Genomic DNA, 12028 nt, shown 5'->3' with positions numbered 1-12028 from the left:
GATACTGAATAGGCGGGAAAACCTCAGATGTATAGGAGCTCCAAGGATGAAATTTGTCCGACTTGGCGAGGTGGGCGCCGAACAGCCCGCCGTCATCGTCGAAGATGCCGCCGGGGCTGAGCGCTACTACAGCCTCCTTGCCCTGACTTCCGATATTGACGGAGCCTTCTTGGCAGCCGACGGCGTCGCCCGCACCAGTGCTGCCTTGAAAACCGGCAGTCTCCCTGAACTTGATGGCGCCGCGGAGCTCCGCGTCGGAGCGCCGGTGGCCCGTCCGGGCGCGGTCATCTGCATCGGGATGAACTACGCCGCGCACGCGGCCGAGTCCGGCGCCGCCCCGCCCGAGATCCCGGTGGTGTTCCTCAAGCCTTCCAACACAGTGGTGGGGCCCAATGACGCAGCACCCATCCCCCCGTCATCCGCCAAGTATGACTGGGAGGTCGAGCTAGGCATCGTGATAGGCAAAACCGCCAGCTACCTGCCATCCGTAGAAGCGGCTCGCGAATACGTCGCCGGGTTCGTGGCCGCCAACGACCTTTCCGAACGCGAATACCAGCTGCCCGGTGCCGCAGGTCAGTGGACCAAGGGCAAATCACTGCCGGCATCCACACCTTTGGGCCCATGGCTGGTGCCGGCCGCCGACGTGGTTGAGGGCAACTTGCGCCTTCGCACCTGGATCAATGACGAACTGCGCCAGGATTCCACCACAGCTGACCTGATATTCGACGTCGCCACCGTGGTGCATCACCTCAGCCAATACATGCTGCTGGAGCCGGGCGACGTCATCCTCACCGGAACACCCGAGGGGGTGGCGCTCTCCGGACGTTTCCCCTATATCCAGCCCGGCGACGTCGTCGAGGTTGAAATTGAAGGCCTCGGCCGCCAGCGCCAGGAATTCTTCCGCGCAGGTACGGCCTCCACTACGGCAGGAGCATCAGCATGAGCGATTTTAAGGGCCTGGTAGCTCTAGTCACCGGCGGCGCCTCGGGCATCGGTGATTCCATCGCCCGCCACTTCCAAGCCCGCGGCGCGCAGGTTGCCGTGCTGGATCTGGACCCGAGCGAAGCAGCCGAGGGCACTCTCGGCGTGAAGTGCGACGTCTCGGATGACGCCTCGGTGCGGGCCGCGATAGCTGCCGTGACAGTGAAGTTCGGCCGGTTGGACATCGTGGTGAACAACGCTGGCATCGGCGCACAGGGCACCGTGGAGGACAACGAGGACGACGAATGGCACCGCGTCTGGGACATCAACGTCCTGGGCATGGTCCGGGTGAGCCGCGCCGCCCTGCCGTTCCTGCGGAAGTCGCCGTCGGCCGCTATTGTAAACACCTGCTCGATCGCTGCGACGGCCGGGCTGCCCCAACGCGCACTGTACTCGGCCACAAAGGGAGCTGTACTGTCGCTGACCCAGGCAATGGCCGCGGATCATATCCGTGAGGGAATCCGCGTCAACTGCGTCAATCCCGGCACGGCGGACACGCCCTGGGTCGGACGGCTGCTGGACTCCGCTCCCGATCCGGCCGCCGAACGTGCCGCCCTGAACGCGCGCCAGCCGCACGGTCGTCTGGTGTCCTCGGACGAGGTTGCCGGAGCAGTTGTGTACTTGGCCAGCCCACTGTCCGGGTCCACCACAGGGACCGCAATAGCCGTTGACGGCGGCATGCAGGCCTTGCGGCTGCGCCCCGTTAGTTAGGGCTTGTAATTGCTTAGCCCTAAGTTTTCGGGTGGATCGTCCTCGCCGGATAGGCGTCCTACCGCTTGAACGCGTCATAGGCCCTTTACCAGATGCGCGGGCGACGGTCATCGAAGCAGCACGCTGGTCCCGACGCGGGGAAGCGCGCCGAAACTTTCGAACTGGACCAAAAGAGGCATCCATGAAACCCCGGACATCCCCCGCGCTCAGTGGACAAACTCGGCTCCGCATCGCCGCAATTCTTCACGACGGGCCGAGCTGCCCTAAGGAAATCGCAGACAGTCTCGGCCTGTCCCAGGCACACGTGTCCAACCAGCTGGCAGCACTCAAGGGGCATAAAATCGCCCGGTCTTACCGGCAAGGGCGCCACATGGTCTACACCCTTGAAACGAGCGCCCGCGCCAAGGTGGCTGCCGCGTTGCGTCACGCACGTGAGGAGCCAGCCTCCGGGGCCCACCCCAACCCAACCAGACCGGACCACGTCGGCAATACTTGTCCCGCATGCGGCTGTTCTTCAGGGGAGATCCGGACTTCACGCATTCCTGGTGCCACGGCTTGACGACGTCCTGGACGTAGAGCGCAGGTCCGTCGCAGAGGAGCCGAACCATCGGCGTCGTGGTGCCGCCTTGGGGACGATTGGTGTTGAGGCCCGGGGCGCCGGACCCTCGGCGTGCGCCGGACCCTCGGCGTGCGCCGGACCGCGCCGTCATTGGTTTACCGTAAAGGGCCAGCCGATCACGGATTTGGGTTGGGGTGACGCGTACATACGGAAATCCCGCTCGAGCAGAATCTCAAAGCCCACACGCGAGCACGTCGTGGTGAACCACCACGAACCTCATAACTCCGCTTGCCAGGCCAGGAGAAGAAGGAACGGGCAGCCAGCGCCGACTCCAACCGCAGCGACACGCCAAAGCCGAGAACACCGGCTCATCCAGCATGCGCCATCCAAACGTGCGAGAACCCTCGCCGAGTCAGTCACATTCGACGGCAGGGACCTCAAGCCTCACACGAAACCACGCTGACAACTTAACTCAGAATCTCCCAGAATCCGTACACTGACACGTTCAATGCGAAAACTGACATCTGGAATGAGAACTGTCCTTTTTCGGCCCTGCCCCGCTCCGGCCTGGCGTGATAGATGTTGCGGAGCTTCTGGTAGCACTGCCACGCCAGCGTGACTTCGTCGTCCGGGTCCCCGGCATTGAGTTTTGCATCGAGCCGGGCGGACTGCTTGTCGGTGAGGTGTTCAGCTCCGATCTGCAGGGTCCGGCGGATCCCGTAGAGCGGGTCGCCCTTGCGTCGGCGATGCCCGAGAGTGTCTTGCTGGACCCGGCGGCGGACTTCGTCGACCATGGCTGATCCGAGCTTCACGACGTGGAAAGCGTCCAGGACCGTGATGGCCTCGGGCAGTTCGTCACGGATCGCGTTCGCGTAGCCGCGGAAGGGATCCAGCGCCGCGGTCTTGATCCCGGCGGTGAACCCGGGACCGCGCTCTTTGAGCCAGTCGGCGTAGGCCTTCCCGGACCGGCCCGGAACCAAGTCAAGCAGCCGGGCGTGCACCACGCCGTGGTCGTCGCGGGTGTGGTCCACGATACCGGTGACCATGCCGGATCCCGGCGGGCCGGTGTGTGACCAGACATGCTCATCAACACCGAGCGCGTCAACGCCGGCGAGCCGATCGGAACTCCTGATACTGCGGGTGGCTTCCGCCTTGATGGCATCCCATACTGTGTGCCACGAGACCCCGAGCTGGTGGGCCAGGGCCGAGACCGAGGTATCGAAAGCCTGCAGCGCGTCGGTCGCCCAGGCGACTGCGCGGGCGGTCAGTTTCGCCCGTGGCCCGTCCAGAGGATGTTCTTCGCTGAAAGAGGTTCTCGGGCAGTCCGGGTCCGGGCAGCGCCAGACACGCTTGGCCCACTGCAACCGAACGGGCCGGCCGAAACAGGGAATGTCTTGGAGTCGGACTTGGCGGCGTCCATGGCCGACCGCGACAACACCGCAGTCCGGGCAACCTGCGAGTTCCTCACCGGTCTCAACGCCCAGAACCAGCCCAGTGACAGTTGCCGTTACACTGCTGACGTGGACGCCCTCGACACCGAGCAGCACATCCGCGCGCGTGCACCAGCGGCCGCCAGTACAAGACATAGAGTTATTCATGTCAGGGTCTCTTTTGGTATTGGTTTGCTTGGTCGCTACCAATTCAAAGAGGCCCTGACCTCTTTCCCGCCGCACCACGCCGCAACGCAAACCGCGGCGGAGTCTCAGACCGCCCTAACCACGCTCATCTGCGAAGGGCCCCTTTTTCATCTATCTCGACGCAGCCATGGGCCCTGACCTGCGGCGCGACAACTGTGGTGGAACCGGAGGTCATGGAATTGTTCATTTCAGTGGTCGCACGGCAACGAATCGTGTCGTTGATTACCGGGATCAGGCAGTGGGGACAGCCGGCGGACCTTGGCTGACCTGCGTCTGTTCACCCCCGGACTTGAATCTGCGTCAACTGTAATGACGCGGGCATCAGAATGCGTTAAGACGGGTGACCGTGCGTCAACTTAGATGGAAACGGACACGAGTCGGACTGGGAGTTCTCGCAGCTACTTCTACTCCCGCGCTTTAAACGCCGATAACCGGCCTTTCGTCAGCTAACTGACAGCTGGGCCTGACTGCAGAGGCTGTTGAGGCGTGCCCTACTCTTCACGCCGCCACTTGAGCTTGAGAATTTCGAATGCCTCCGTGATAGCTGCTGCGTCATGGTGGACGTCGACTATCTGGGTTCGGCCCAGTTTGGGGCTGACGGGGGGATCCCCTGGCCGCTCAAAAACGGCCCACAAGCGAAGGTCATCGCCGTGCCGGGAGGCGAAGGTAACCCCGTCGACCGCAGTTGTTTCGTAGAGCCATGCTGCGATGGCCTGGGTCAGCTGCCGAGGTCTGGCATCCTTCAACGCCGCGGTATCAAAGTCAGCCAGCCCGAGACTCAAAGCCGTGGCAATGAAATGCGGATACAGGGCGGCCACGGTTTGCGAGGCGGTGACGGCGCAGTAACGCCCGGAGAGCTCGGCGCGGGTCGCGGCGCGTGCCTCCAGCCATTCACGCGGAACTTCGCCTGGTGGGATGGTCGGGTACAGCACCTGGTCTTCGGCGTCATCGACGATTTCGTCCACTTCCGCGGCGAGCCGGGCATCGCGCCGGAAACCGGCCAGAACCTCCAGGAGGCATGCTTTCAGGCTGGAGCCGGCGTAGACAGTGCGGAAGTTGCCGTGCAGGTCATCCCAGCGGCCGGGGAAACGGCCGTCCGTGGCCCATTCCCAGCCGCTCCACGCCCAGGGTTCGGGGCGGAACCCGATGCGCCATACAGTGCCGGCCGCCGGAATGATGGCTAGTTCGTTCCGCTCCATCCGTCAGCCGGCGGCCGCGAAGGACCGGGCAGCGGCAAGGACAGATTGTGCCGCTTCGTCGATAAGGCCTTCACGCAAGAGCCTGGCTGGCGGTACGTCGTCCAGCTGCGGGTTCATGCCCTGGAACCAGGCCTGAACCACGGCCCTGGAGTCACGCTCGGCCAGCAACGCCGCGACATGATACGCGTGCCGCAGCCGGGTCATGACTTCCACGGAGGGCTTCCGCTCACCGTCTGCCCACTGGCGTACCGCGCGGGTTTCTTTCACCGAGCCGATGTAGGCGACCAGTTTCGCTCCCAGGATGTCCCTGAGGTCGCGGACCAGCTCGGCCTCGGGCAACCTGATGGAATCCTGGTGGGCCTTCAGCCCTCCGCGGGCTCCTGCAACTGCTGGCATGTCTCCATGCTGCCACGGATGACACATTGTTTCAACGGTTAGAACACACAACTAATCACACCCGAAATAACAGGCGGCAGAACGCCGATAATGGAGAATTCGTCAAACTGCCCAAGCCTTAGTCCTGTAGGTATTTGAGGACAGCGAGGAAAAGCTAGTGGGCGGGTCCGAGGGCCAGTTTCACGCCGAAACCTACGAGGACAGATCCGTGATGCTGTTGATGATGCGGATGTTTCGGGCGACCTCGAGCCAGCGGGCGGCGCAGCCCGTGCCGGATTAGCAATGTGAACCAGGCCATGGACAGCAGGCAGTGGACGCCGGCGAGCAGCACGCCCATCAGCAGTGGTGACGTGCCTGCGGGTATGAACTGGGGGAAGGTGGCGATGTAAAAGACACCCACCTAGGGATTGAGCAGGTTTTGTTCCGGTTTGTTCCGGTACCGGTCAGCCAGCCTTTGAACAAATGATTGCTTCCGGAGGTGAATTCAGCCGCTTTACCTGCCGGCTTGGCAGGAACTTTGTCTTTTCGCAGACTCTTCCGCAGGAGAGTCGCTCCCAGCCAGACCATGTAGGCCGCTCCGGCGAGCGGAAGCACACGGTAGGCCTACTCCGAAGCGGCGAGCAGCGCTGATACGCCCACGGCTACGCCCCAGATCATCGCGCCGGTGCTGATTCCCAGGGCGGTGGCGAAGGCGAAGCTTCGCGACCGGGAAATGGATGACCGCAGGACTAACGCTGTGTCCAGGCCGGGCCGGGGACCAGTGTCAGAAGTCAGGCAACAAGCGCGAAGGAAAGAACAGCTGACATGAGAGTCACCGTTCAAGAATAGGTGGGGGAGAGCTGTAGCGTTCGAAAAAGGAGTCTGTTGCGACGATGGTTGAAAACCTCCCCTCATAAGTTGGAATGCATCAAGCAGCCGCGCGCAGTTCAGAAATCCCCCCGGGCAAGCCCACTGCGGACGGAACCTTGAACGGTGGACAGGCAGGCAAGCACTTCGGCACTCGGGGGCTGAAAGTCACTTATCCCGCGGGAGTCCGGCGCGGAACCTACCCGGCGGACGGGGGAGCGGCGGTCCCGGCCAATCACTGTTTCGCAGCTCAGAAAACCCTTCCCCTCCCTAAGACATGCCTTGCAGTGCCGCCTCGCCATCGTCGCAGGGGCAATGGTGTGGGCCGCTGGCTAGCGGGTGCTGAGGTCGATGCCGCGGCTTTCGCGTAGCGAGAGCGCTGTGGCAGCGCCGATCAGCAGCAGGACGATCGTGTACACCCCGAAAACGGTGGGGCCGCCGGGGCCGAACCAGATGCTGAACCCGGCCTGGAGGTATGCGGCGGTGCCGCCGAAGGCTGCCACGCAGAGTGCGTACGGGATTGCCACTCCGATGGTGCGGACGGCAGTGGGAAAGAGTTCCGAGTAGACGGCTGGCATGATGGAGGCGGATGCGGCGATGAAGACCAGCATGGCAGACATGGCGAGTCCCAGTTGCATGGCCGAGTTTTGGACGAACCAGGTGGCGGGGAAGAAGGTCAGCGCGCTGCCTATGCCGCTGATCAGGAGGACCGGTTTCCGGCCTATCCGGTCTGAGAGCCGGCCCCACAAGGGCAGGGCCACGATGAAGACCAGGTTGGCTGCCACGCCGGCCCAGAGGGCTTCCGTTGCGTCGATCTTCAGGACGTTGATCGCGTAGGCCGGGGTTGAGACGCCCCAGACATAGTAGGCGACAGTCAGGCCCACGGTAAGGCCGATGACCTGCAGGGCCTGGCGCCAGTGCCGGGCCAGATCGGTGAACAGGCTGCTGTGGGGTGGGGTGGGGTTGCCGGGGACGACAGCGTCATGGGTGGCGGTCCCGGATTCGAAGAGTTCGGACTCTTCCATGCGGGCTCGCATGACCAGAGCGACCAGCCCGAAGACTGCGCCGAGGAGGAAGGGGATGCGCCAGCCGTAGGCGGCCATGGTCGATTCCGGCATGGCAGTGGAGAGGACTGCGCCCAGCAGGGTCCCGAACAGGATGCCGACTGTGCCCGAAGCGTAGATCAGCGATGCCCAGTAGCCGCGGCGGGACGGTGGTGCCATTTCCGAGAGGTAGGTTTGGGCGCTCGGAAGCTCCCCGCCATGCGCGAGGCCCTGGATCAGCCGTGCGATAAGCAGCATGACCGACGCGCCCGCGCCAATCGAGTCGTAGGTGGGGGTCAGTCCGATCGCCAGGGAGCCGAGCGAGGCCAGACCGACGCAGAGCGTCAGTGAGGCCTTGCGGCCTACCTTGTCGCCGATCCAGCCGAAGATAAAACCTCCGAGCGGGCGCGCGACAAACCCGACGGCGAAGATCGCGAGGGTTGCGAGGAAGGCGCTTGAAGTGTCCTGCTTGCTGAACAGTTGGGAGGCAATGAAGGAGGCGAACGTGGCGTAGATGGCCCAGTCGTACCATTCGACGGCGTTCCCGGCGCCGGTGCCAATCAGCGTCTTGAGGATTCGGGACCGCTGGGGCGGGCTCATGCGGGTGGACCCATCGGCCTGCGTGGCCATCTTGGGGCGGGGAGTGGACATGGAAGTCTCCTGGGAAGGGGCGGGGAAGGTAAGCCAGGCTCAGGCGGAGGCGAGGCGATCGAGGGCAAGACGTGCGTAAAGTGCGGCTCCGTCGGCCAGTACGGCGTCGTCGAAGACGGCAAACGGTGAGTGATTGTAGGCCGCTGTGGCGGCGTCGGTGCCTTCGGGGACGGCGGAGAGGAACAGGAATGCGCCCGGCACTTCGGCCAGGACGCGGGAGAAGTCCTCGGAACCTGCCAGCGGGTGGGCCAGCTCGCTGTAGCGCCCGGGGCCGAACAGTTCCTCGACAGTGTGTCGCGCGAAGGCGGACTCGGCTCCGTCGTTGAGGGTCACCGGGTACTCCTCGATGTAGTCGACCGAGACCTCCAGCCCGTGGCCTGCTGCGATGGCTCCCAGCAGCCGCGGAATTGAGGTTTTTAGCCGTGTCTTGGCTTGGGCGGAGAAGGAACGGATGGTGGCTTCGAAGCGGGCCGTGTCAGGGATGACATTGCGCTTGGTGCCGGCCTGCAGCATGCCGACGGAAATCACGACCGGGTCGAACACGTCGAACTGGCGGGTGACCATGGACTGCAGCGCCAGCACCATTTCGGCGGCGACCGTGACCGGGTCTTTGGCAGCGAACGGTGCCGAGCCGTGCCCGCCTGCCCCGTGGACGGTCACGACCAGCCCGTCCGAGGAGCTCATTACCGGGCCCGGACGGGAAAGGAAGGCCCCGCTGTCGCCGAGGGCGCTCATGACGTGCAGTGCGTAGGCGGCGTCCGGGCGGTGTCCGGCGGCATCCAGGACGCCCTCGCGGATCATGACTCCAGCGCCGTCGAAGCCTTCTTCGCCGGGCTGGAACATCAGGACGACGTCGCCGGAGAGGTGGTCCCGCCGGGACGCGAGCAGGTTCGCCGCGCCCACCAGCATCGCTGTGTGCAGGTCGTGGCCACAGCCGTGCATTGCGCCGGGAACCTCGGAGGCATACGCAAGACCTGTCTTCTCCTGTACCGGCAAGGCGTCCATATCACCACGCAGCAACACCACCGGACGCACCGATTCTCCGGCGTTCGATCCCGCTGCTCCCCGCAGCACGGCCGTCACAGACGTGGTGTCCGTGCCCGTGGTGATCTCATAGCCCAGCCCATCGAGGGCGGCGAGGATTTTTTCCTGGCTGCGCGGAAGGTCCAGCCCGACCTCCGGCTCGCGGTGCAGGCGGTGGCGAAAGTCGGCAATCTCGCCGGCCAGGGCGGCAGCATCATCGCGCAGGGCGATGGTCAGGTCGGCGGAGGAAGCGGGACGTGCCACGGCGGGCCCTTTCGCAGGAAAATTGGATCCCTTGAGTGTGAAGGTCTCACCCGTACACACGCTCGATATCGTGAGAAAATTGCAGCCAACCATCTGAAAACCGAAGGATCCTGCATGGAGCTTCCTCCTGATGACCTCGAACTGATTCACGCTCTTCAGCTCGCTCCCCGCGCCACGTGGACCCAGCTCGGATCCGTGCTCCGCCGGCATCCGGCAACCCTTGCCGCCCGCTGGGAACGGCTCCGCGCGGACGGACAGGCCTGGATCACCGGTCATATCGGCACCGCCGACGGCCAGGGGTGTGTCACTTTCATCGGCCTCGAATGCCGTTCCGGGCACCGGGCGGAAGTACTCGAACGCCTGTGCGCTGTCCCCGAGATCGGAACCGTGGAGGAAGCGGCCCGGGCCTGGGACCTCCGGCTGACCGTCCTCACCCGCAATTGGGAACAGGTGGCCAGGGGCGTGCTGCCAATAGTGCGCACCGATCCCGACATTATGCGCAGCCAAGTGACGCTCGCGACCAGGCTCTACTCGGCCGGAAACAACTGGCGCCTGGACGTGCTGTCCCCTGAGCAGCAACGACGCATAGCTGCCCTGCATCCCGGCGTGACACGTCCGCCCGGCGCCACTCCTCCAACCTTGCCGCAATTAATGACCGTACTGGCACGGGACGGGCGAACCTCCGCGGTCGAGATCGCAGCCGAAACGGGCACCCATCCGACCACCGTAACAAGACACTTGCGCCAGGCATGTGAGACCGGCCTGCTGGCGTTGCGTTGTGAACTAGCCCAGGACTGGTCCGGTTACCCCATAGGTTGCCAATGGTACGTGCGCGTACCGCCCGCCCAGCTGGAGGCGGCAGTAAGTTATCTTCGCTCCTACCGAACCTTAAGGCTTTGTGCCGCCACAACCGGAGACGCCAATCTGACGTTCTATCTCTGGCTACGCACACCAGGTGCCATCGCCGACGTGGAAGCCGGCCTCCAACAGGCTGCACCTGCAGTCCAGGTCATCGAGTCCGACGTCGGGGTCAGAACGCACAAACGTACGGGATGGATGCTGAACGAGGATTCCACCGCCACCGGCGAAGTAATTGTCACCCCGGTCCTGCCCCCAGCACCACCGCTGCACGACCACCGCCGCCACTGAGAGGCGCGGCCCCACCATTAGACGGAGCACCACCCCGACTAGTGGCGGGACGTTTTTGCCGCAGCAAAGACCGCCGCGGCCAGTAACGGGGCCGGTCCGGTGACCGGCCGAGGGGCGCAGTAAGTGCGCCTCGTGGGAGCCCGGTGTCCGGTCCCTGCGGTGATTGTCGTCGATCCATGGAGTTGGTCTATAAGTGTTTCGATGAGGGCCTGTCCAGTCCGTCGAGGTGGTTCCCTGAGTTTCAGGAGGCGTTGAACGTCGAGGCGGCGGGCATGGGGAGCCATCCTTTGAGGTCCTTCACGCATCGTCCGCCTTGGATGATGGCGCCGATGGTGGTCGGGTCTGAGAGCAGGCTGATGTCCGTTAGCGGGTCAATCTCTGTTATGACCAGGTCGGCGAGCTTGCCGGCCTGCAGGGTGCCAAGGTGGTCGTCCAATCTCATCAGTTCCGCCGCGTTTTTGGTGGCTGCGACAATGGCGTCCATGGGGGACAGGCCCAGTTCAACCATGTACGCGAGCTCTTTCAAATTCTCGCCGTGGGGACAAACGCCGGCGTCTGTGCCCATGGCGACCTTCACCCCTGCTTTGAGAGCCGCGCCGAGATGTTCGCGGGCGATCCCGGACCACAGCACTTTTTTCTCGTACAGGTAGGCCGGGACCTTCGCGGGGTCCGGGACGCGCAGGGCGGAGCTTAGGGTCGGGACCAGGAAAGCGTCCTGCTCCTGCAGGAGCGCGATAGCTTCAGCATCGATCTCATATCCGTGTTCGATGCTCGTAACCCCTCCACGCAGTGCTTCGAGGATGCCGGCGGCACCCTGGGCGTGTGCCGCGACAGGCTGGCCGCTGCGGCGGGCGGTCTCGTTCTTTATCAGCCGGATCTGGTGTTCAGGAACGCCAAGATCGTGGGGTGTGTCCGAAGGGCTGGATACGCCGCCTGTGGTGCAGATCTTGATGACGTCGGCCTCGGAGCGAATCAGCGTCCGAACGGCGCGTCGCATTTCGTCGTCAGAATCTACGGTCATCAAGGCCGTCAGTGACATGCTCCTTTCGCCGTTGGGCATGCACGTGTCGGCGTGTCCCCCGGTGGGGGAGAGCACAGCAACCGCCAAATGAAGTCGCGGGCCGAGGATGGCGCCGCCCGCTATTGCCCTGCGGTAGCCAGCGTCGAGACCGCCGAGGTCCCTGGCTGTGGTGATGCCGGCCATGAGGGTGTCGTGGATGATCCCTGCGGCGGCCAGGACGTGTTCGGACTCGAACCGTGCGGCGCGCTGTGCCGGGGGCGTTTCCAACGATAGCGACAGGTGGACGTGAGTATCGATGAACCCGGGCAGGAGCGTTTTTCCTTTGAGGTCCACGGTCGTTGCTTCAGGATGGTCATCGGGGCCGCGCCGTGGGCCGGCATAGAGGATGCGGTCACCGTCGATAATAACTTCTGCGTCATCGACAGGTGCTGCGCCGGTGCCGTCGATCAGTCTGGCTCCCGTGAGCCTCAGAACGGCCCCGGTGGGGGAGGGGGTCAGGGGAAGTCGTGCTTCGTGCATCACAGTACTGCCTTACGTCGCATCATTAT

At 64.1% G+C, this 12028-nt stretch carries 10 protein-coding genes; 4 read left to right on the top strand and 6 right to left on the bottom strand.

The window, feature by feature from the left end:
* Positions 1-46: 46 nt before the first annotated feature.
* The 3 genes from ACS5PJ_RS07100 to ACS5PJ_RS07090 all read left to right on the top strand — a co-directional run bounded on the left by ACS5PJ_RS07100 (position 47) and on the right by ACS5PJ_RS07090 (position 2251).
* A complete protein-coding gene (locus ACS5PJ_RS07100; RefSeq protein WP_439434218.1) occupies positions 47-943 on the top strand; it encodes a fumarylacetoacetate hydrolase family protein in 897 nt (298 codons plus the stop codon).
* The gene (locus ACS5PJ_RS07095; RefSeq protein WP_439434217.1) at positions 940-1692 is read left to right on the top strand and encodes an SDR family NAD(P)-dependent oxidoreductase; all 753 of its coding nucleotides are present in this window, start codon (positions 940-942) and stop codon (positions 1690-1692) included. The genes ACS5PJ_RS07100 and ACS5PJ_RS07095 overlap by 4 nt, the downstream gene beginning before the upstream one ends.
* Positions 1693-1873: 181 nt before the next feature.
* Positions 1874-2251 (top strand): ArsR/SmtB family transcription factor, encoded by a 378-nt coding sequence (locus tag ACS5PJ_RS07090; protein ID WP_439434216.1) that lies wholly within the window; start codon positions 1874-1876, stop codon positions 2249-2251.
* Between the two features lie 467 nt (positions 2252-2718).
* Here ACS5PJ_RS07090 and ACS5PJ_RS07085 read toward each other — a convergent pair whose 3' ends face one another.
* The 5 genes from ACS5PJ_RS07085 to ACS5PJ_RS07065 all read right to left on the bottom strand — a co-directional run bounded on the left by ACS5PJ_RS07085 (position 2719) and on the right by ACS5PJ_RS07065 (position 9277).
* On the bottom strand, positions 2719-3837 hold the full coding sequence (locus ACS5PJ_RS07085; protein WP_439434215.1) for an ISL3 family transposase: 1119 nt from the start codon (positions 3835-3837) through the stop codon (positions 2719-2721).
* Between the two features lie 542 nt (positions 3838-4379).
* Entirely contained in the window at positions 4380-5087 is a 708-nt protein-coding gene (locus tag ACS5PJ_RS07080) for an RES domain-containing protein (protein WP_439434214.1), read from the bottom strand.
* Between the two features lie 3 nt (positions 5088-5090).
* Positions 5091-5483 carry a hypothetical protein gene (locus ACS5PJ_RS07075; protein ID WP_439434213.1) on the bottom strand — a complete coding sequence of 131 codons (393 nt, stop codon included), beginning with the start codon at positions 5481-5483 and terminating at the stop codon, positions 5091-5093.
* A 1178-nt stretch (positions 5484-6661) separates the two neighbouring features.
* Positions 6662-7972, bottom strand: a complete 1311-nt coding sequence (locus ACS5PJ_RS07070; RefSeq protein ID WP_260323357.1) for an MFS transporter — start codon at positions 7970-7972, stop codon at positions 6662-6664.
* Between the two features lie 90 nt (positions 7973-8062).
* A complete protein-coding gene (locus ACS5PJ_RS07065; RefSeq protein ID WP_439434484.1) occupies positions 8063-9277 on the bottom strand; it encodes a M20 metallopeptidase family protein in 1215 nt (404 codons plus the stop codon).
* A 147-nt stretch (positions 9278-9424) separates the two neighbouring features.
* Here ACS5PJ_RS07065 and ACS5PJ_RS07060 point away from each other — a divergent pair, with 147 nt between their 5' ends.
* Positions 9425-10459 carry an Lrp/AsnC family transcriptional regulator gene (locus ACS5PJ_RS07060; protein WP_439434212.1) on the top strand — a complete coding sequence of 345 codons (1035 nt, stop codon included), beginning with the start codon at positions 9425-9427 and terminating at the stop codon, positions 10457-10459.
* Positions 10460-10700: 241 nt separating this feature from the next.
* Here ACS5PJ_RS07060 and ACS5PJ_RS07055 read toward each other — a convergent pair whose 3' ends face one another.
* The gene (locus ACS5PJ_RS07055) at positions 10701-11999 is read right to left on the bottom strand and encodes an amidohydrolase family protein (protein ID WP_275212865.1); all 1299 of its coding nucleotides are present in this window, start codon (positions 11997-11999) and stop codon (positions 10701-10703) included.
* Between the last annotated feature and the right edge of the window lie 29 nt (positions 12000-12028).

Origin of the sequence: Pseudarthrobacter cremeus, from assembly GCF_051857465.1 — a bacterium.
In the GTDB taxonomy this organism is placed as follows: Bacteria; Actinomycetota; Actinomycetes; order Actinomycetales; family Micrococcaceae; genus Arthrobacter.
The sequence above is the reverse complement of the archived record's forward strand: the minus strand, read 5'-3'. Positions and strand labels throughout refer to the sequence as shown.

Bases quoted from the DNA above. Each gene is read 5' to 3' on its own strand.
- ACS5PJ_RS07075 (WP_439434213.1), bottom strand. From the start codon at position 5,483: ATGCCAGCAGTTGCAGGAGCCCGCGGAGGGCTGAAGGCCCACCAGGAT.
- ACS5PJ_RS07095 (WP_439434217.1), top strand. From the start codon at position 940: ATGAGCGATTTTAAGGGCCTGGTAGCTCTAGTCACCGGCGGCGCCTCG.
- ACS5PJ_RS07080 (WP_439434214.1), bottom strand. From the start codon at position 5,087: ATGGAGCGGAACGAACTAGCCATCATTCCGGCGGCCGGCACTGTATGG.
- ACS5PJ_RS07100 (WP_439434218.1), top strand. From the start codon at position 47: ATGAAATTTGTCCGACTTGGCGAGGTGGGCGCCGAACAGCCCGCCGTC.
- ACS5PJ_RS07090 (WP_439434216.1), top strand. From the start codon at position 1,874: ATGAAACCCCGGACATCCCCCGCGCTCAGTGGACAAACTCGGCTCCGC.
- ACS5PJ_RS07060 (WP_439434212.1), top strand. From the start codon at position 9,425: ATGGAGCTTCCTCCTGATGACCTCGAACTGATTCACGCTCTTCAGCTC.
- ACS5PJ_RS07070 (WP_260323357.1), bottom strand. From the start codon at position 7,972: ATGAGCCCGCCCCAGCGGTCCCGAATCCTCAAGACGCTGATTGGCACC.
- ACS5PJ_RS07055 (WP_275212865.1), bottom strand. From the start codon at position 11,999: ATGCACGAAGCACGACTTCCCCTGACCCCCTCCCCCACCGGGGCCGTT.
- ACS5PJ_RS07085 (WP_439434215.1), bottom strand. From the start codon at position 3,837: ATGTCTTGTACTGGCGGCCGCTGGTGCACGCGCGCGGATGTGCTGCTC.